The organism is Bradyrhizobium sp. 21 (assembly GCF_023073335.1).
Lineage (GTDB): Bacteria > Pseudomonadota > Alphaproteobacteria > Rhizobiales > Xanthobacteraceae > Bradyrhizobium.
The window spans coordinates 345,829-366,334 of record NZ_JADPJG010000035.1 but is presented as its reverse complement, the minus strand read 5'-3'; the positions used below and the strand labels follow the sequence as shown (position 1 = coordinate 366,334).

At 66.0% G+C, this 20,506-nt stretch carries 15 protein-coding genes; 8 read left to right on the top strand and 7 right to left on the bottom strand.

All coding sequences use genetic code 11. The features are described from left to right. The first annotated feature begins 36 nt into the window (after window positions 1–36). The 7 genes from IVB31_RS30405 (at window position 37) to trxA (ending at window position 12,622) form a co-directional block, all read left to right on the top strand. Window positions 37–2,550: a PAS domain-containing sensor histidine kinase gene (locus IVB31_RS30405; RefSeq protein WP_247331513.1), complete on the top strand. Its 2,514-nt coding sequence runs from the start codon at window positions 37–39 to the stop codon at window positions 2,548–2,550. Beyond that, window positions 2,547–4,091 (top strand): tRNA (adenosine(37)-N6)-threonylcarbamoyltransferase complex ATPase subunit type 1 TsaE, encoded by a 1,545-nt coding sequence (tsaE, locus tag IVB31_RS30400; protein WP_247331511.1) that lies wholly within the window; start codon window positions 2,547–2,549, stop codon window positions 4,089–4,091. Before IVB31_RS30405 ends, tsaE begins: the two co-directional genes overlap by 4 nt. 89 nt (window positions 4,092–4,180) lie before the next feature. After that, on the top strand, window positions 4,181–4,498 hold the full coding sequence (locus tag IVB31_RS30395) for a PilZ domain-containing protein (protein ID WP_247331508.1): 318 nt from the start codon (window positions 4,181–4,183) through the stop codon (window positions 4,496–4,498). 139 nt (window positions 4,499–4,637) lie between these two features. Continuing rightward, window positions 4,638–5,360: a nucleotidyltransferase family protein gene (locus tag IVB31_RS30390; protein ID WP_247331506.1), complete on the top strand. Its 723-nt coding sequence runs from the start codon at window positions 4,638–4,640 to the stop codon at window positions 5,358–5,360. A gap of 227 nt (window positions 5,361–5,587) precedes the next feature. Beyond that, on the top strand, window positions 5,588–8,734 hold the full coding sequence (gene addB, locus IVB31_RS30385) for a double-strand break repair protein AddB (protein ID WP_247331504.1): 3,147 nt from the start codon (window positions 5,588–5,590) through the stop codon (window positions 8,732–8,734). Next, entirely contained in the window at window positions 8,728–12,237 is a 3,510-nt protein-coding gene (gene addA / locus IVB31_RS30380; RefSeq protein WP_247331502.1) for a double-strand break repair helicase AddA, read from the top strand. Before addB ends, addA begins: the two co-directional genes overlap by 7 nt. Window positions 12,238–12,301: 64 nt before the next feature. Further along, window positions 12,302–12,622 (top strand): thioredoxin, encoded by a 321-nt coding sequence (gene trxA, locus IVB31_RS30375; protein ID WP_092027458.1) that lies wholly within the window; start codon window positions 12,302–12,304, stop codon window positions 12,620–12,622. A 52-nt stretch (window positions 12,623–12,674) separates the two neighbouring features. On the opposite strand, the gene IVB31_RS30370 is transcribed toward trxA, so the two are convergent. Next, a complete protein-coding gene (locus IVB31_RS30370; RefSeq protein WP_247331499.1) occupies window positions 12,675–13,103 on the bottom strand; it encodes an SRPBCC family protein in 429 nt (142 codons plus the stop codon). 183 nt (window positions 13,104–13,286) lie between these two features. On the opposite strand from IVB31_RS30370, the gene IVB31_RS30365 reads away from it, so the two are divergent. Then, on the top strand, window positions 13,287–14,294 hold the full coding sequence (locus tag IVB31_RS30365) for an ATP-dependent DNA ligase (protein WP_247331497.1): 1,008 nt from the start codon (window positions 13,287–13,289) through the stop codon (window positions 14,292–14,294). A 133-nt stretch (window positions 14,295–14,427) separates the two neighbouring features. Here the strand turns inward: IVB31_RS30365 and IVB31_RS30360 are convergent, their stop codons facing one another. The 6 genes from IVB31_RS30360 to IVB31_RS30335 all read right to left on the bottom strand — a co-directional run bounded on the left by IVB31_RS30360 (window position 14,428) and on the right by IVB31_RS30335 (window position 20,463). After that, window positions 14,428–15,168 (bottom strand): metallophosphoesterase family protein, encoded by a 741-nt coding sequence (locus tag IVB31_RS30360; RefSeq protein ID WP_247332321.1) that lies wholly within the window; start codon window positions 15,166–15,168, stop codon window positions 14,428–14,430. 132 nt (window positions 15,169–15,300) lie between these two features. After that, the gene (locus IVB31_RS30355) at window positions 15,301–16,644 is read right to left on the bottom strand and encodes a folylpolyglutamate synthase/dihydrofolate synthase family protein (protein ID WP_247331494.1); all 1,344 of its coding nucleotides are present in this window, start codon (window positions 16,642–16,644) and stop codon (window positions 15,301–15,303) included. After that, a complete protein-coding gene (gene accD / locus IVB31_RS30350) occupies window positions 16,641–17,582 on the bottom strand; it encodes an acetyl-CoA carboxylase, carboxyltransferase subunit beta (RefSeq protein WP_247331492.1) in 942 nt (313 codons plus the stop codon). Before accD ends, IVB31_RS30355 begins: the two co-directional genes overlap by 4 nt. Window positions 17,583–17,744: 162 nt before the next feature. Next, on the bottom strand, window positions 17,745–18,581 hold the full coding sequence (gene trpA, locus IVB31_RS30345) for a tryptophan synthase subunit alpha (protein WP_247331490.1): 837 nt from the start codon (window positions 18,579–18,581) through the stop codon (window positions 17,745–17,747). Further along, window positions 18,578–19,795: a tryptophan synthase subunit beta gene (trpB, locus tag IVB31_RS30340; RefSeq protein WP_247331487.1), complete on the bottom strand. Its 1,218-nt coding sequence runs from the start codon at window positions 19,793–19,795 to the stop codon at window positions 18,578–18,580. Before trpB ends, trpA begins: the two co-directional genes overlap by 4 nt. After that, a complete protein-coding gene (locus tag IVB31_RS30335; protein ID WP_247331485.1) occupies window positions 19,792–20,463 on the bottom strand; it encodes a phosphoribosylanthranilate isomerase in 672 nt (223 codons plus the stop codon). The genes trpB and IVB31_RS30335 overlap by 4 nt, the downstream gene beginning before the upstream one ends. Between the last annotated feature and the right edge of the window lie 43 nt (window positions 20,464–20,506).

Here is a 20,506-nt window from a genome sequence, read left to right as displayed (position 1 = left end):
TCGTCGCGCGTAAATCCGTGCGGTCTTGGGGCAACTATGTCAGGCGTGATCGTGTCGATGCGTCGGACGCTGCTGTCGTGCACATCGCTCGTGCGCAACGGCGTGTTGGGAAGCGCTCTCGCGGCGCTGCTGCCGGCTGTGCCGGCCAAGGCAGCCGAGAAGGCCGATCTCGTCGACACACTCTCAATATTGCTGGATTTCAACCGGCAGGAGCTCGCGGTGCTGGCCACCGCGCTGGCCCTGCTCGGCTTCTCCGTGGTCGCCGCGATCCTCTTGATGCGCACGCGCGTGCGCACGGCGAAGAACGAGGCGCGGCTGCGCGCACGCATCGGGGAACTCCAGCTCCAGGCCGACCGCTTCGGCGCACTGCTGTTCGCAGAGCCGCAAATCCTGATCTCCTGGCCCGCCGGGGACAATCGCGCGCAGATCTCCGGTGACATCTCGATGGTGCTGCCGCGCGACTCCTCTCCGCAACGCGTGCTCGCATTCGGAACCTGGCTGCCCCCGGAACCGGCGCTCCAGATGGATCACGCGGTCGACGCGCTGCGCGACCGCGGCGACGGGTTCCAGCTGACGCTGACCACCGCGCATGGCCACACGCTCGAGGCCATCGGCCGCGCCATCGGCGGCCAGGCCATCGTCAGAATACGGGAACTCTCCGGGCTCCGCCGCGATCTGGCCGAAACCAATCTGCGCTACAAGGCCCTTTCCGACGAGACGGAAATGCTGCGCGGCTTCGCCACTGCCGCACCTTGGCCAATCTGGGCCAAGGCCGAGAACGGCGCGCTGACCTACGCCAACCCCGCCTATGTCCGTGCGACCGAGGCGGCCAGCATCGCCGACGCCCAGGAGCGCAAGCTCGAGCTGCTCGACAGCGCCGACCGCACCGCGATGGAGCGAGGACTGAAGGAGGTGGCCAATTTCACCTCGCGGCTGCCGATCGTGATCGGCGGCGAGCGGCGCATCTATGACGTCCGTGCCGTCAATGTCGGCAGCGGCAATGTCGGCGTCGCCATCGATGCCAGCGAAGCGGATGGGCTGAGTTCGGCACTGGTGCGGATGGCGGAGGCGCATCGCCGCACGCTCGACCAGCTCTCCTCCGGCGTCGCCGTGTTCGACGGCCAGCGCCGGCTCGCCTTCTACAACGATTCCTACCGCCGGCTGTGGGACCTCGACCGCACCTTCCTCGACGCCAACCCTGATGATTCGAGCGTGCTCGACCAGCTCCGCGCCGGGCGCAAGCTGCCGGAGCAGCCGGACTTCCGCGCCTGGAAGGCCAAGCTGCACGAGGCCTATCGCGCTGTCGAGACCGCCAAGGACACCTGGTACCTGCCCGACGGCCGCGCGCTCTCCGTCGTCACCACGCCGAATCCGGAAGGCGGCGTCACCTATCTGTTCGACGACGTCACCGAGAGCCTCGAGCTCGCCCGCCGCTTCGACGGCATGATCCGCGTCCAGCGCGAGACGCTGGACAGCCTCGCCGAAGGCGTCGCGGTGTTCGGCAGCAACGGCAAGGCGCAGCTGTTCAACCCGGCCTTCGTCCGGATGTGGAAGCTGTCCGCTGATGCCATGCGCGACGAGCCGCACATCCAGACGGTCGAAGGCTGGTGTCATCAGCTGTTCGACGACCCGGTCGTCTGGCGGCAGATCCGCGAGGCCGTCACCTCGATCGAGAGCCGCGCCGACGTGCCGCTGAAGCTCGAGCGCAAGGACGGCAGCGTGCTCGACGGCATGATCCGGCCACTGCACGACGGCGCGACCATGCTGACGTTCCAGGACATCACCGACACCGAGAACGTCGAGCGCGCGCTGCGCGAGCGCAACGAGGCGCTGGAGGCGGCCGACCAGATGAAGGTGGATTTCGTCCACCACGTCTCCTACGAGCTGCGCTCGCCGCTCACCACCATCATCGGCTTCGCGCATTTCCTCAGCGATCCCTCGACCGGGCCGCTGACGCCGAAACAGGCCGAATATCTCGACTACGTCACCAAATCCACCAATGCGCTGCTGGCGCTGACCAATAACATCCTGGATCTTGCCACCATCGACGCTGGCGCCATGAAGCTGGAACTCGGCCCGGTCGACGTCAGCAAGACCATCGAGCTCGCCGCCGAGGGTCTCCAGGACCGGCTCGCCACCGACCGCATCCGTCTCAAGGTCGAGATCGCGCCGGATGTCGGCAGCTTCACCGGCGACGAGAAGCGCGTGGTGCAGGTGCTCTATAACCTCCTCGCCAATGCCGTCGGGTTTTCTCCACAGGATTCCGCCGTCGGCATCAGCGCCCGCCGCACCGAACGCAGCGTGGTCTTCACTGTGACAGATTCCGGGCCTGGAATACCTGCCGACATGAAAGACAAGGTGTTCAACTGGTTCGAAAGCCGCTCGCAGGGCTCGCGCCACCGCGGCGCCGGGCTCGGCCTGTCGCTGGTGCGCTCCTTCGTCGAGCTGCATGGCGGCAAGGTGCGGGTGGATTCGATCGTGGGCAGGGGCACGGTCGTGATCTGCGACTTCCCGACCGACCAGGCGGCGCATCGCGACGCCGCCGAATGACTGGACCTACCACATTCTCCGTCGCGCTTCACAACGAGACGGCGACTGCGCAACTGATGGCCGACCTCGCGCTGCTGGTCGGCCCCGGCGACGTCATCACGCTCACCGGCGATCTCGGCGCCGGCAAGACCGCGGCGGCGCGGGCCATGATCCGCTATCTCGCCGGCGACGAGGCGTTGGAAGTGCCGAGCCCGACCTTCACGCTGGTGCAGGGCTACGAGCTGCCGCCATTCGCGGTGGTGCATGCCGACCTCTACCGCGTCGAGGACGAGAGCGAGCTCGAGGAGATCGGCCTGTCGCCGCTGCCCGATGCCATGCTCGTCCTGATCGAATGGCCGGAGCGCGCGCCGTCGGCGATGCCGCAAGACCGCATCGACATCGCGCTGACGCATCGGCCGGCATTGGGCTCGAATGCACGCGCCGCCGACATCACCGGCCATGGCACGGCTACCGCCACCGTCGCGCGGCTGCAGGCGCTGCGCGAATTCCTCGATGCATCCGGCTACATGGAGGCAACGCGCAAACGGATGGCGGGCGACGCCTCGACGCGCTCCTATGCGCGGCTGCTGCGCGACGACGAGATCGTCATCCTCATGAACTCTCCGCAGCGCCCGGATGGCGCTGCGATGTACAACGGAAAATCCTACAGCGCCGCGGTGCATCTCGCCGAAAACATCAAACCCTTCGTCGCCATCGACGAGGGCCTGCGCGCGCAAGGAATCTCCGCGCCGGAAATCCATCATTGCGATCTCGACCACGGCTTCCTGATCAGCGAGGATTTCGGCAGCGAAGGCGTGGTCGAAGGCGACCCGCCGCGGCCGATTGCCGAACGCTACGAAGCCGCTGCCGATTTGCTGGCCCTGCTGCACGGCAGGACGCTGCCGGAGAAAGTGCCGCTGGCGGATCAGACCTACGCCATTCCCGTCTTCGATACCGACGCGCTGCTCATCGAGATCGGGTTGATGCCGGAGTGGTATTTGCCCGACCGCAACGCGCCGCTGAGCGACGAGAAGCGCGCGGAATTCTTCGCGATGTGGCGCGAGCTGCTGAAGAAGCCGCAGGCCTCGCCGAAGACCTGGATCATCCGCGACTACCACTCGCCCAATCTGATCTGGCTCGCTGAGCGTACCGGCATCGCGCGCGTCGGCGTCATCGACTTCCAGGACACCGTGCTCGGACCGCAATCCTACGACGTGGTGTCGCTGCTCCAGGACGCCCGCATCGACGTGCCTGAAACCCTCGAGCTGACGCTGCTGTCGCGCTACATCAAGGCCCGCCGCACTGATGATGCAGGCTTCGACGCGGCCGGCTTCGCCGAGCTCTACGCCATCATGTCGGCGCAGCGGAACACGCGCCTGCTCGGCACCTTCGCGCGCCTGAACCGCCGCGACGGCAAGCCGCACTATCTGCGCCACCAGCCGCGGATCTGGACCTATCTGCAGCGCTCGCTGGCGCATCCGGCGCTCACCCCTCTGCGCGACTGGTATCTCGCCAACGTCCCGCCGCCCCAAGAGCCGCTCCAAGAGCCCCTCCGAGCCTGATTCGCGGGCCCATTTACCGGCTGTTAGCCATCGAATCGGTATCATTGCCCGCAGGCCGCCGGACAAAAGCGGGGCTGGAGCATGGTCAGATGGCGGTGAAGACGGACCATCGTGGGAACAGCCGCGTTGTTTTCGAACGCGGGATCGCGGCCCAGATGATGGGAATCGACGGCACCTGGCGGCGCGACTGCATCATGGAGGACGTCTCCGAGAGCGGCGCCAAGCTGACCATCGACGGCTCGATCGAGGGCCTGCATCTGAAGGAATTTTTTCTCCTGCTGTCGTCCACCGGGTTGGCGTACCGGCGCTGCGAACTGGCCTGGGTCAATGGCGACCAGATCGGCGTCAATTTTCTCAAGCTCGGCGACAGGAAGAAAAAGACGCGTTCCACAGCCGTCCGGGCGTGACGGCAACACCCGTCGTACAAGCGTCACGGCAGGTGGCTAAGGCGATTAAGACGCGGTGCGGTCGGTCGAACCTCGTGTTAGGCTTGCTGCGAACGCCACATCAATGGGTCTGAGAAAGCCAAGTCTGAGAAAGCCGAGGATGTCCGTCAAACCGACCAAAGCCATGGTGCTCGCCGCAGGCTTCGGCCTGCGCATGCGTCCGTTGACGGATACGATGCCGAAGCCGCTGGTCCCCGTGGCCGGCCAACCGCTGCTCGACCACGTGCTCGACAAGCTCGGCCAGGCCGGCGTGAGCGAGGCGGTGGTCAACGTGCACTATCTGCCGGACCAGATCATCGATCACACCGCATCCCGCCAGCATCCGCGCGTGACCATCTCGGACGAGCGCGACCAGGTGCTCGGCACCGGCGGCGGCGTGGTCAAGGCGCTGCCGCTGCTCGGCGATGCGCCGTTCTTCCACGTCAATTCCGACACGCTGTGGATCGACGGCGTGCGCTCCAATCTGGCGCGGCTGGCCGAAAACTTCGATCCTGCACGCATGGACATCCTGCTGCTGATGGCGCCGACGGCAACCAGCATCGGCTACAGCGGCCGCGGCGATTACGGCATGCTGCCCGACGGCGCCCTGCGCAAGCGCAAGGAAAAGGAGATCGTTCCGTTCGTCTATGCCGGCGCGGCGATCCTGTCGCCATCGATCTTCACCGATGCCCCCCAGGGCGAGTTCTCGCTGACCAAGATGTTCGACCGCGCCAACGAGCAGGAGCGGCTGTTTGGCCTCCGCCTCGACGGCGTCTGGATGCATGTCGGCACTCCCGACGCCGTGCATGCGGCGGAAGAGGCGTTTCTGGAGAGCGTGGCGTAGGGCTGCGCTATTGTACCGGAGGCGGTGCCGTAGGGTGGGCAAAGCGAAGCGTGCCCACCATCTAAGCTGACGCTCGGTGATGCACGGTGGGCACGGCGCAAGTGCGCCTTTGCCCACCCTACGAGACCTGTCCCAGTCCGGCGAACAGCGGGGACTATCTCGCCTCCACCCATGACCAATTGAGTCCGCCTCCCTATATTGGCGCCTGATCCCGAATCAGGCAGCTCATGCGCGTCTTCAGCGTTCCCGTCTCAGTTCCGTTCCTGCGCACGGTCGTCTCGGCCCTGTTGGACGGCCGGCTGGTCAATGGATTCGAGGCGCGCAAGGAGCCGGCGCGACTCGCCGACGCCACGCTCTACCTCCCCACCCGACGCGCCATGCGCGTCGTCCGCGAGATCTTCCTCGACGAGATGAAGGCGGATGCCGTCGTGCTGCCGCGCATCGTCGCGCTCGGTGACATCGACGAGGACGAGCTCGCCTTCGCCGATGAGGGCGAGCAATTCTCCGGCGCAACGCCGCTCGACATTCCGCCGCGGCTTGGCGAGCTTGACCGGCGGCTGACGCTGGCGCAGCTCGTCGCGGCCTGGGCCAAGGGGCCGGTGCTGTCTCCGCTGGTCGTCGGCGGTCCCGCTTCAACGCTGGCGCTCGCGGGCGATCTCGCCCGCCTGATCGACGACATGGTCACGCGCGGCGTCGACTGGAGCGCGCTCGACGGCCTCGTGCCTGATATGCTCGACCGCTATTGGCAGCACTCGCTGGAATTTTTGCGCATCGCCCGCATCGCGTGGCCCGGTCATCTCGCCGAGATCAACCGGATCGAACCGGCGGCGCGGCGCGATCTGCTGATCGCGGCCGAAGCCAGGCGGCTGACCGCGCATCCCCACGGCCCCGTGATCGCGGCCGGCTCGACCGGCTCGATGCCGGCCACGGCAAAATTCCTCCATGCGGTCGCCTCGCTACCGCACGGCGCCGTGGTGCTGCCGGGCCTGGACACCGATCTCGATGAGGACGCCTGGCGCAGCATCGGCGGCGTGCGCGATTCGCTCGGCAAATTCGCGGAGCATCCGGCGTCGAACCACCCGCAATATGCCCTGCATGCGCTGCTGGATCGCTTTGGCATCAAGCGCAGCGATGTCGATATCCTCCGGCCGCCCGCGGAAGGCGGACGCGATCTGCTCGCGTCGGAATCGATGCGGCCCTCGGCCAAGACCGAGATCTGGCACGACCGCCTCAAGCAGCCGGACATCGCCGCGAAGATCGCCGCCGGCATGAACAATCTCGCGGTTGTCGAAGCCCCCAATCCCGAGATGGAAGCGCTCGCGATTGCGATTGCAATGCGCGAGGCCCGGCATCTCGACAAATCGGCGGCACTGGTGACGCCCGACCGCGCACTGGCGCGGCGGGTGATGGCCGCGCTGACCCGATGGGATCTCGCATTCGACGATTCCGGCGGCGACGTCCTGATGGAGACGTCCGCCGGCGTCTTTGCGCGGCTCACAGCGGAGGCAGCGACCAGGGGATTGGAGCCGCCGACGCTGCTGGCGATGCTGAAGCATCCGCTGTGCCGGCTCGGCCGCGCCCCTGGCGCGTGGAGGGCGGCGATCGAAAGCCTGGAGCTCGCCCTCTTGCGCGGCACGCGCCCGCCTGCGGGCACCGCCGGCCTGCTGCGTGAATTCAACCGCTTCCGCGAGGAGCTGGCGAAGCTGTGGCGCAGCGAGGTCTCCGCGCTGCATAAGGCCGAGCCCCGCGCCCGTCTCAAGGCCGAGGATCTCGATCGCATCCAGTCCCTGATCGATGCCTTGCGACAAGCCTTGGCGCCGATCGAGAGCCTGGCGTCGTCGAAGCCATTTGATTTCGCCGAGCTGGCACATCGCCACCGCGAGATCATGATCGAGCTGTCGCGCGACGAGCAGGGCATCCCGCTGGCCTTCGAGGAACGCGAGGGCCTCGCGCTCGCGAGCGCCTTCGACGATCTCCTGCGCGGCGGCACCACCAGCGGATTGATGGTGACGCTGCCCGACTACGCGGACGTGTTCCAGACCGCGTTCAGTGATCGCGCGGTGCGGCGGCGGGACAGACCGGGCGCGCGGTTGCAGATCTACGGTCCGCTGGAATCGCGCCTGATGCAGGCAGATCGCATCATCATCGGCGGGCTGATCGAAGGCGTCTGGCCGCCGGCGCCGCGGATCGATCCCTGGCTCAGCCGGCCGATGCGGCACCAGCTTGGTCTCGATTTGCCTGAGCGCCGTATCGGCCTTTCCGCGCATGATTTTGCGCAGTTGCTCGGTGGCGACGAGGTCATCCTCACCCATTCCGCCAAGGCCGGCGGCGCGCCGGCGGTGGCGTCGCGCTTCCTGCATCGGCTGGAGGCGGTCGCGGGCGACGATCTCTGGAGGGCAGCGACTCGCGCCGGCGAGAAATACGTGCAATTCGCAGGCGCGCTGGACCAGCCAGCCGAGGTCAAGCCGATCAAGCAGCCCGAGCCGCGGCCGCCGCGCGCGACCCGGCCGCTCAGGATGTCCGTGACCGCGATCGAGGACTGGCTGCGCGATCCCTACACGATTTACGCAAAGCACATCTTGCGGCTCGACGCGCTCGATCCCGTCGACATGCCGCTCTCGGCCGCCGATCGCGGCTCGGCGATCCACGATGCGCTCGGCGAGTTCACCGAAACCTATGCGACGCATCTGCCCGACGATCCCGCCCGCGTGCTGCGCGCGATCGGCGAGAAGTATTTTGCGCCACTGATGGAGCGCCCCGAGGCGCGGGCGTTGTGGTGGCCGCGCTTCCAGCGCATCGCGCGCTGGTTCGGAGAGTGGGAGACGGCGCGGCGCGATGTGATCGAGGCGATCACCGCGGAAACGCGTGGCGAGATCTCGATCCGGCTCGACAGTGAACGCAGCTTCAAGCTCTCCGCGCGCGCCGACCGCATCGAGCGGCGCCAAGGCGGCGGCTACGCGATCCTCGACTACAAGACGGGCCAGCCGCCGACCGGCAAGCAGGTCCGCATGGGCCTGTCGCCGCAGCTCACGCTGGAGGCCGCGATTCTGCGCGAGGGCGGTTTTCCTGATATCGACGCCGGTGCGTCCGTGAGCCAGCTCGTCTATGTTCGCCTGAGCGGCAACAATCCGCCGGGCGAGGAGCGCATCCTCGAGCTCAAATATAGGCAAGGCGACGAACCGCAGCCGCCAGATACTGCCGCCGCCGAAGCGAGAGCAAAGCTGGAGGCGCTGATCCGCGCCTTCGACGACGAGAACCAGCCCTACACCTCCTTGAACCTTCCGATGTGGACCAATCGCTACGGCACTTATGACGACCTCGCCCGGATCAAGGAATGGTCCGCGGCCGGCGGATTGGGGATCGAGGAATGGTGAGAGCGCCGCGCCCCATTCCCGAAGCGGTGCGTGAGACACAAAGGCGCGCATCCGATCCTACCGCGTCGGCGTTCGTGTCGGCCAATGCCGGCTCGGGCAAGACGCACGTGCTGGTGCAGCGGGTGATCCGCCTGCTGCTCTCGGGCGTGCCACCGGAAAAGATCCTCTGCATCACCTTCACCAAGGCCGCCGCCGCCAACATGGCCGAGCGCGTGTTCACCACGCTCGGGCATTGGGTCACGCTCGACGACACCGCACTCGACGCGGCGATCAAGGCGGTCGGCATTCCCCATCCCGATCGCGATTTGCGGCGCAAGGCGCGAAAGCTGTTCGCTTGCGCCTTGGAGACGCCCGGCGGACTGAAAGTCCAGACCATCCACGCGCTCTGTACCCGCCTGCTCCAGCAGTTTCCGTTCGAGGCCAATGTTCCCGCGCGCTTCGCCGTGATCGACGAGCGCGACCAGACCGACATGATGGAGCGCGCCAATCTGAAGGTGCTGCTGGAGGCCGCGCGCGATGCTGAAAGCGTCACCGGCCGCGCGCTGCTGACCGCGATGGCGAGCGCCGCCGACGTCACGTTCAAGGAGGTCGTGCGCGAGGCTTGTCTGAGCCGCGACCATTTCATGGCCTGGACCGATGAGGCCGGCAACGCCGAGTTAGCCGCCGAGCAGATGGCGGCGGCGCTGGGCGTGGACGCGAGCGACCGCATCGAAGACGTCGAGACGGAGATTCTCGATGGTCCATTCCTGCCGCGATCGCGCTGGGACGACATCGCCTTCGCGCTGGAGGGCGGCAGCAAGTCGGACAATGACCAGGCGGGTCGCCTTCGCGAAGCAAAGGTTTTTTCCGGCGCTGCGCAAGTTGAAGCCTATTTGGGCGTCTTCCTCACCGACGACAAGCAGCCGCGCAAGGCGGTGCTGACCAAGAAGTTTTGCGATCACAACCCCTCCGTGGCCCGTCTGTTCGAGAATGAGGCGCAGCGCATCAGCGGACTGATCGAAAAGCGCCGCGCGGTGACCATGCGCGACCGCACCGCGGCACTTCTGCATATCGCGACCGCGGCGGCCGCAAACTACCGCCGCGAGAAGCAGGAGCGCGGGCTGCTCGACTACGACGATTTGATCGACAAGACGCTGGCGATGCTGGACCGCGTCTCCTCGGGCTGGGTGCATTACAAGCTCGACCGCGGCGTCGATCACGTGCTGATCGACGAAGCCCAGGATACCAGTCCGCGGCAATGGGACATCGTCGCGCATATCATCTCGGAATTCACCGCGGGTGCAGGCGCGCGCGAGGGCCTGAACCGCACCGTCTTCGCGGTCGGCGACGAGAAGCAGTCGATCTTCTCGTTCCAGGGCGCCGATCCCCATGAATTCGACGCGCGCAAGCGGGAGCTGCACCGCAAGTTCACCGCGGCCGGGCTGAAGTTCGATCCCGTCGCCTTCACCTATTCGTTCCGCTCGGGCGCCGCGATCCTGCACTCGGTCGATCATGTCTTCCGTGAGCCCACGATCTACAAGAGCATCCATTCGGTCGAGATCGGCCATCCCCTGCATAACGCGCTCACTGACGCCGGTCCCAGCGTGATCGAACTGTGGGATCTCGCCGTAGCCGATGACAGGCAGGAGATCGAAGGCTGGCGCGCGCCGTTCGATGGCGTCGCCGCTACCAGCCCCGAGGTCAAGCTTGCCCGCCGCATCCAAGTCGAGATCAAGCGGCTGGTCGAGAGCGGCACGCTGACGGGACACGAAGGCGAGCGGCGCCCCCTGCGCTATGGCGACATGCTGATTCTGGTGCGGCGGCGCGGCAATGCGTTCGACGCCGTGATCCAGGCCCTGAAGCACGCCAATGTCCCGGTCGCCGGCGCTGATAGGCTCAAGCTTACCGAACACATCGGCATCATCGATCTGATGAACCTCGCCGACGCGCTGCTGCTGCCGCAGGACGACCTCGCGCTCGCGGTGGCGCTCAAGAGCCCCTTGTTCGGACTTGATGACGACGATTTGTTTCAGTTGGCTCATGACCGCAAGGGGTCGCTGCGCCGGGCGCTCGGCGAGCATGCGGGCACCAGCGAGAAGTTCGCCACGGCGCTGCGGCGCCTGGAAGCCTGCGAGGTGCGGTCGCGCGAGGAGACGCCGTTTGCCTTCTATGCCTGGCTGCTTGGCGGCGACGGCGGACGCGCGCGCATCCTGCGCCGCCTCGGCCACGAGGCCAATGACGCGCTCGACGAATTCCTGGAGCTGGCGCTGAACTACGAGCGCAAGGCGCCGGCCTCGCTGCAGGGCTTCATGGCCTGGCTGCGCTCGGCCGACACAGAGGTGAAGCGCGACATGGAGATCTCGCGCGACGAGGTGCGGGTGATGACCGTGCACGGCGCCAAGGGCCTGGAAGCTTCCGTCGTGTTCATGGTCGATACGACGACGTCGCCCGCGGACTCGCAGCGGCTGCGGTTGATCCACGTGCCGCGCGGCAATGGCGGCGAGGTCGTGGTCTGGGCCGGCCGCAAGGCGGATGATCCCAAGCCCGTCGCCGACGCACGCAAGGCGATGATCGAAGAGACCGAGGACGAATACCGCCGGCTGCTCTACGTCGCGATGACGCGCGCCGCCGACCGGCTGATCGTCGGAGGCTGCTTGCCCGGCAACATGAAGACGGTTCGCAAGCTGAGCTGGTACGATCTGGTCGACACCGGGCTCGCCGGCTCGGGCCTGGAAAAACAGACGATCGAGACGCCGCTTGGCAAGGTGACGCGATTCGCGCGGCCCGGGGATGCCGAGGCACTGGGGACGCCGGCGATGTCCGCCGACCAGACGACCGCGCTCCCGGACTGGCTGCGGGAGCCGGCACCAAGCGAGACTGCCGACGACGATCCGGTCCGCCCTTCCGGCCAGTCGGCCGAGGAGGGCCGCGCGGTGCGGTCAGGCGAATCAGTGCAGTCCCGCGCGGTCGCGCTGCAACGCGGCACGCTTGTGCACCGGCTGCTGCAATCGCTCCCCGACATCGCCATTGAGCGCCGGCGCGAGGCCGCGCTCGGCTTCATGGCGCGCAATGCCTCGGACTGGAGCGAGATCGATCGCGTCGCGCTGGCCGACAAGGTGCTCTCTTTGATCGCCGAACCGCGCTTCGCGCCGGTGTTTGGCGCCGGCAGCCGGGCGGAGGTCGCCATCGTCGGCCGACTGGAGCGGCCGGGCCGCACCCCAGCGCTGGTGTCGGGGCAGATCGACCGGCTGGTCGTTCGTCCGGATGAAGTTTTGATCGTCGATTTCAAGACCAACCAAGCCGCGCCCAGGAGCGCGGCCGAAGCGCCGGCGGCCTATGTCCGGCAGCTTGCGCTGTACCGGGCGGTGCTGGCGCGGCTTTATCCCCAAAAGCCTGTTCGAGCCGTCCTGCTCTGGACCGAGGCCCTTGAATATATGGAGATTTCAGCCCCCGCGCTGGACGCGGCGCTGGCATCCCTTCATCTCCGTGTGAGCGTCCTTGACCCGGCAAGGGGCCGTTCATAGGTTGACGCCATGATCTCGGGTGCGATTCCCCGTCGCACCCCTCTCTCAGGTACGAGGTATTCCCATGGCCGTTGGCAAAGTTTCTGACACCGATTTCGAAGCCGAAGTGCTCAAGGCGGACGGTCCTGTGGTTGTCGATTTCTGGGCCGAATGGTGCGGTCCCTGCCGCATGATCGCACCCGCCCTCGACGAGATCGCCGGCGCGATGGGCGACAAGGTCAAGATCGTGAAGCTCAACGTCGACGAGAGCCCGAAGACCGCTTCGAAGTATGGCGTGATGTCGATTCCGACCCTGATGATCTTCAAGGGCGGCGAGATGGCCTCCCGCCAGGTCGGCGCCGCGCCGAAGGCGAAGCTGCAGCAGTGGATCACCTCGGCGGTCTGATCCGCCCAACGACTGATTGTTTTCAGAGCGGCCGGCGCCATGCCGGCCGCTTTTATTTGTGGCCACCTTCGGCGAGTTTAGCGAGACTGGCGAGAACATCGGGAAAGTCTGATGCGACAGCGGGACCGATCTCGGACGCCTGGGGTCCGCTGGCGTCGACGGCGTAAACGATACGCGTACGCGTCGGCCCGAGCCGCTCGATGCGGTGGGTGACGGTGACAACGAGGCTCCCGAGCCGCGTTTCATCCACGAAGCACTCGTTCTCGCGAACCGCGATCAGTTGCGAGCGCAACGTATCCTCACCGGCAGGCTTCATCGTGAACCAAGTCCCGGCGGAGAACGGCCCTTCAATGTCGATATGTTCGATGCCCGCATTCCAGGTTTTCCAGCCAGCGACATCGCGGAAAATGCTCCAGATAACGTCCACGGTTGCGGATGTCTCGATCGCGTATTGCCCTTGCCAAGCCTCTTCGCGATTCATGGCTCACTCCCCTGTCTAGGTCAGATGCTTACAGTAGGCGCGCATATAGTTGTCAAGCCAGCCGAGCCAACGGAGCATTTGGCAGCCGGCCGCGTTGAGATGATATGCCTCAACGCTGAAGAGTTTCCCACTGTGCCGTCCCCTCCCGCGAAATCCCCCCGAAAAAGCGCCGCGCCGGCGGCGATGGAAGCACGCTCGGTCGACACGATCCCGCGCGGCAAGGAGTGGCAATACGAGCCGAAATGGGATGGCTTCCGCTGCCTGCTGTCGCGCAACGGCGGCAATGTTGATCTGCGCTCGAAATCCGGCGAGGACCTCGCGCGTTATTTCCCCGAGATCGTGGCCGCCGCATTGAAGCTGAAGGCGGATCGCTTCACGCTCGACGGTGAAATCGTCGTACCGCAAGGCAAGAGCTTTTCCTTCGACGCCCTCCTGCAGCGCATTCACCCCGCGGCGAGCCGCGTGAACAAGCTCGCTCAGGAAACGCCGGCGCTGTATCTCGTCTTCGATCTGCTTGCGACGGCCAGGGAGAAGCAGCTCGCCAAAGAGCCGCTCGGTGAGCGGCGGCCGGCGCTGGAGGCCTTCGCGAAAGCCAATCTGAAAAGCAGCATCTTCCGCCTCTCACCGGCGACGACGAGCTATGCCACCGCGAAAAAATGGCTGGCGCAATCCGGAGGCGGCTCCGACGGCGTCATCGCCAAGCGCATCGACCTGCCCTATCAGGCCGGCAATCGCGACGGCATGCAGAAGATCAAGAAATTCCGCAGCGCCGATTGCGTCGTCGGCGGCTTCCGCTATGCCACCAACAAGCTCGCCGGCCGGAGCGTGGTCGGCTCGCTGCTGCTCGGGCTCTACGATGACGAAGGCCTCCTGCATCATGTCGGCTTCACCTCGGCGATCAAGGCGACGGAAAAGCCTGATCTGACCGATCGGATCGAGGCGCTGATTGCAGAACCCGGCTTCACCGGCAACGCGCCGGGCGGGCCCAGCCGCTGGTCCACCGAGCGGTCGGCAAAATGGTGTCCGCTCAAGCCGAAGCTCGTGATCGAAGTGTGTTACGACCATTTCAGCGGCGAGCGCTTTCGCCACGGCACCTCGATCCTGCGCTGGCGCCCCGACAAGGCGCCGCGACAATGCAGCTTCGAGCAGTTGAAGCAGAAGGTGGCCGATCCGATGAAGCTCCTGAAGTAATGGTCGCGTGCCCCGGACGCAGCGCGAAGCGCTGCAGAGCCGGGGCCCAGGAGCCGCAGGTCTGGGTCCCGGCTCTGCGGAGCAGCGCTTCGCGCCGCACCGCGTCCGGGACGCGAACCTGCTACTTGCCTAGCTACTTGATCCAACCCGTCGCCAGCGCGTTCGCCAATTCCGGCTGACCGTTGCGGCATGCGAGCGCGGCCATCGCCTCGTGATCGTAGGCGATCTGGCGGAACGTCACCTGCCAGGCGCCGTCGACGCGCTCGAGAATCGCATAACGCGCGTGCGGCGTACCGGCTTCGACGACATGCGGGAATGGATGCACATCGCGATAGCCGGGACCACCGACGCTGCCGGGATTGACGATCAGCCGGCCGTCGCCCAAGCGCACCGCGCGGGCGAGATGGGTGTGGGCGCAAAGAATCAATGATTGTGTGATGCCTTGCGCGAGCTGCTCGATCCGATCGAGCGGAGATAACGCCACCGTGCCGTCAGGATGCACGGTGTCCAGCCAGTAGACTTCGTCATTCCCGGGCGTCGCATGGCAGAGGAAGACGTGGTCGCGAAACACGCGCGTCATCGGCTGAGCGCGCAGCCAGTCGAGTTGCGCGGCATTGAGCGCTGCATGGGCCGGGCGATCCCACGAGCCCATCTTCTCCGGAGGGCGGTCGAGCAGATAGCGGTCGTGATTGCCGAGCACGTGCACGGCATCGAGTTTCATCAGAATCTCGATGGTGCGGCGCGCATCGAGCGGGCCGCTCAGCATGTCGCCGAGGTTGATGATGTCGATGATACCCTGCGCACGGATGTCGGCGAGCACCGCTTCCAGCGCGAGGTGGTTTCCGTGGACGTCGGCAATGGCGGCAAAACGCATTGGCATGCTCTCTATCGTGCCCCGGACGCAGCGGAGCGCTTCTTCAGCGGTGCACTGCAGAGCCGGGGCCCATGTGGCCTCTGGGTCCCGGATCGGCGCTTCGTTTCGCTGCGCTTGTTCGGGACACGAGACTCATGCAGGAGGCGTGCCGTTGATGGCGAGCACATGGCCGGCGAGATAGAGCGAGCCGGTGATCAGGATGCGCGGCGGCACTTCGTAGGCGAGCTTCGCCAATGCGCGTAGCGCGGCCTCGATGCCGGGCGCGGTCTCGACGCGCATGCCGAGGCTGCGCGCGGCGTCCGTGAGAGTGTCGACGGGCATTGCGGCGTCGGTGTCGGGAATCGGCACCGCGATGATGTGACGGGTCAGACCGGCGAAATTGGCGAGAAAAGCCTGCGCATCCTTGTTGGCCATCATGCCGGCGATGACGACCAACGGCCGCGACACCCGCTCTTCGAGATCGCCGAGCGCCGCCGCGGCGACGCGGCCGCCTTCGGCATTGTGGCCGCCGTCGAGCCAGATATCCGACCCCTGCGGCCCCCAGGAAAGCAGTGCGCCCGAAGTGATGCGTTGCATCCGCGCCGGCCATTCCGCGCCGACGATCCCGGCCTCGAACGCGGCTTGGCTGATCTTGAAGACGCTGATGGCCCGCAACGTCGCGATGGCGAGACCGGCATTGTCGAACTGGTGGCGACCGAACAGGCGCGGCGCGGTGAGATCCATCAAGCCGCGCTCGTCGGAATAAACCAGCCGCCCGTTCTCGACATTGACGTGCCAGCTCTCGCCCGCGGCAAACAACGGCGCGCGCATTTTCTTGGCCTGCGCCTCGATCACGGCCATCGCCTCAGCCGGCTGTTCGGCGCAAACCACGGGCACGCCGCGCTTGATGATCGCCGCCTTCTCGCCGGCGATCGACGTCAGCGTATCGCCGAGGAAATCCATGTGGTCCATGCTGACAGGCGTGATCACGCAGGCCGCCGGCGTATCGATCACGTTGGTCGAATCGAGCCGGCCGCCGAGACCGACTTCGAGCAGCACGACATCGGCCGGGTTCTGCGCGAACAGATGAAACGCCGCCGCAGTCTTGAGCTCGAACAAGGTCGCAGCCTCGCCGGCATTGACACGCTCGACCTCTTCCAGCGCGGCGCGCAATTCGTCGTCACCGACCAGCACGCCGCCACCGACGCGGCCGAGCCGAAAACATTCGTTGATGCGAACGAGATAGGGCGACGTGTAGGCGTGGACGCGGAGGCCGGCTGCCTCCAGCGTCGCGCGCAGATAGGCGAGCGTCGAGCCCTTGCCGTTGGTGCCGGCGATATGGATGACCGGCGGCAGCTTGCGCTCGGGATGACCGAGCCGCTCGAGCAGGCGATGCATCCGCTCGAGCCCGAGATCGATGCGCTTCTGATGCAGGACCGACAGCCGCCCGATCAATTCGCCGAGCGGCGGCTTTGCGCTGTCGGAGGACGCGTTCACGCGTGCGGCGCGGCCGGCGCCGTCTCGGGAGCCGACACGATCTGCGCCGGGCTGACGACCGGCTGCACCGGTTTCGAGGCGCTCTCCAGCGCCGGCGCCCTGGTCAACAGGCGGCAGAGCCGCGCCAAGGTCGGACGCAATTCGTGGCGATGCACGACCATGTCGACCATGCCGTGCTCCTTGAGGTATTCGGCGCGCTGAAAACCCTCGGGGAGCTTTTCGCGAATGGTCTGCTCGATCACGCGCGCGCCGGCAAAACCGATCAGCGCGCCGGGCTCGGCGATCTGCACGTCGCCGAGCATCGCATAGGACGCAGTGACGCCGCCGGTGGTCGGGTTGGTCAGCACGACGATGTAGGGCTGTTTTGCCTCACGCAGCATCTGCACCGCGACCGTGGTGCGTGGCATCTGCATCAGCGACAGGATGCCTTCCTGCATGCGCGCGCCGCCGGACGCCGCAAACACGATGAAGGGTGACTTCTTCTCGACCGCAAGCTCCAGCCCGCGCACGATGGCCTCGCCCGCGGCCATGCCGAGCGAGCCGCCCATGAAATCGAAATCCTGCACGGCGACGACGACGGCCGCGCCTTCGAGCTTGCCATAGCCGACCTTGATCGCATCGTTGAGGTTAGTTCGCGCGCGGGCATCCTTGATGCGATCGACGTATTTCTTCTCGTCACGGAACTTGAGCGGATCGGGCGTGACGTCGGGCAGCGCGACGTCGTACCAGGTCTCGTTGTCGAAGATCGACTTCAGACGCGCCACCGAGTTCATGCGCATGTGATAGTTCGAGCCGGGGATGACGAACTGGTTGGCCTCGACGTCCTTGTAGAACACGAGCTGTCCGGAATCCGGGCACTTGATCCACAGATTCTCCGGCGTCTCCCGCCGCAGCATGTTGCGGATCTTCGGCCGGACCACATTGGTAAGCCAGTTCATGGTTTGCTCCGATGTCGAGCCCGCGAGGGGTTCGCCTGAAGGGATATATGGCGGTCGGGCCCCTGCCCGGCAAGTCGCCGTGTCGTCCGCCTTGCTGGCAAGACCTGCTCACAAGACCCGCTCACAAGACTTGCTCGTCGGACTTGGCAGCGGAATTATGGCCTATTCCGCCGCCTGTTGCGCGCCCTTGACGCCCTGGGCCAGGGCCGCCGTCAACTCGGCGACGGCTTTAACGGTTTGGCCGGTGGCGCGGCCCTCGGCATCGAGGCTGTTCTTGAGGGCATCGACCAGGGCGGTGCCGACCACCGAACCGTCGGCCTTCTCGGCAATGGCGCGTGCCGCCTCCGGTGTGCGGATGCCAAAACCAACACAGATCGGCAGCTTGGTATGCCGTTTGATGCGCGCGACAGCTTCACCGACGGCATTCGCGTCCGCCGCTGCCGCGCCGGTGATGCCGGCGATAGAGACGTAATAGACAAAGCCCGATGTGTTCGCGAGCACCGCAGGCAGGCGCTTGTCGTCGGTGGTCGGGGTCGCGAGGCGAATGAAGTTCAGCCCCGCTTTCAGCGCGGGAATGCAGAGCTCGTCGTCTTCCTCTGGCGGCAAATCGACGATAATCAGACCGTCAACGCCGGCCGTCTTGGCATCAGCCAAAAACTTGTCGACGCCGTAAATGTAGATCGGATTGTAATAGCCCATCAGCACCAGCGGCGTGACGTTGTCGTCCTTGCGGAAGCCGCGCACCAGATCGAGCGTCTTCTTCAGTGTCATGCCGACCTTGAGCGCGCGGAGCCCGGCGGCTTGGATCGACGGACCGTCCGCCATCGGATCGGTGAAGGGAATGCCGAGTTCGATGACGTCCGCGCCTGATTTCGAGAGCGCCTTGACGATCTCGAGCGACGTCGCCGGATCGGGATCGCCGGCCATCACGTAGGTAACGAAGGCCGCGCGGCCCTGTTTTTTCAACTCGGCAAAACGGGTGTCGATACGCGTGGTCACTTGCTCTTGCCCCTCAGGATGTCGCCGACCTGCGGGACGTCCTTGTCGCCGCGACCGGAGAGGTTGACGACCATCAGGTGATCTTTTGGCCGCTTCGGCGCGAGCTCCATCACCTTGGCGATGGCATGTGCAGGCTCGAGCGCGGGGATGATGCCTTCCAGCTTTGACAGCAACTGGAACGCGGCGAGCGCCTCGTCGTCGGTCGCGGAGAGATAGTTCACGCGGCCGATCTCGTGCAGCCAGGAATGCTCGGGGCCGATGCCGGGATAGTCGAGGCCGGCGGAGATCGAATGCGCGTCCTGGATCTGGCCGTCGGCGTCCATCAGGAGATAGGTGCGGTTGCCGTGCAGCACACCGGGACGGCCGCCAGCGATCGAGGCCGCATGCAGCTGCGTCAGCCCATGACCCGCGGCTTCGACGCCGAAGATTTCGACGGTGGAATCATCGAGGAACGGATGGAACAGGCCCATCGCGTTCGAGCCGCCCCCGATGCAGGCGACCAGCGAATCCGGCAGGCGGCCTTCGATCTCCTGCATCTGCACCTTGGTCTCGTTGCCGATGATCGACTGGAAGTCGCGCACCAGCGTCGGATAGGGATGGGGGCCGGCGACGGTGCCGATGCAGTAGAAAGTATCGTGCACGTTGGTCACCCAGTCGCGCAGCGCCTCGTTCATGGCGTCCTTCAGCGTGCGCGTGCCCGACTGCACGGGGACCACCTTCGCGCCCAGCATCTCCATGCGGATGACGTTGGGCTGCTGCCGCTCGACGTCGACGGCGCCCATATAGACCACGCAGTCGAGACCGAAGCGCGCGCACAGCGTCGCGGTGGCGACACCGTGCTGGCCGGCGCCGGTCTCGGCGATGATGCGCTTCTTGCCCATCCGCCGCGCCAGCATGATCTGGCCGAGCACGTTGTTCACCTTGTGCGAGCCGGTGTGGTTGAGCTCCTCGCGCTTGAGATAGATTTTCGCACCACCGAGATGCTCGGTGAGACGCTCGGCGAAATAGAGCGGCGAGGGCCGGCCGACATAGTTCTTGAGGTAGCCGTTCATCTCGGCCTGGAAGGCCGGATCGGCCTTGGCCGCGGTATACGCCTTCTCCAGATCGAGGATCAGCGGCATCAGGGTTTCGGCGACGAAGCGTCCGCCGAAAATGCCGAAATGGCCGCGCTCGTCGGGGCCGCTGCGGTAGGAATTGGGTTTTACAACATTCATCGGACGCTCAATTCTTGACTTGCATCTTGGCTTGCGCGCGCGGCGCGGATGAAGGCCTTGATCAGCTCGGGATCCTTCACGCCGGGGGCGTTCTCGACACCGGAGGAGACGTCGACACCACCGGCCCGCGTGACGCGAACGGCTTCGGCGACGTTCCCTGCATGCAGCCCGCCCGAAACCATATACGGTAGCGCGAGCTCCAGGTTTCCGAGCAGGTGCCAATCGAACGGTGCACCGAGGCCGCCCGGCCGGGTCGCGTCCTTCGGTGGGCGCGCGTCGAACAGGATGCGTTCGGCAACCTCTGCGTAACCGGGCAGCACTGCGAGATCGGCTGAAATTGCGACCGGCACGACCTTCATCACGGGGCGACCGAACCGCTGCCTGATGTCGCGCACCCGCGCCACGCTCTCCGTGCCGTGAAGCTGGAAGATATCAGGCGACAGCGCGTCCATGATGTTGTCGAGCGTGGCATCGTCGGCATCGACGGTGAGCGCGACCTTGAGCGCGCGCCGCTTCACCTGCCGGCCAAGGTCACGGCCCGCTTCCAGCGACAAATGCCGCGGCGACGGCGGGAAGAACACGAACCCCACCATGTCGGCACCCGCGTCGAGCGCCACATCGAGCGTCTCCGGCGTGGACAGGCCACAGATTTTAACGAGCAGGGACATGGGCTCAAAAAGCGGTAGAGGCCGCGGGTCTGCGGCCGGAAAA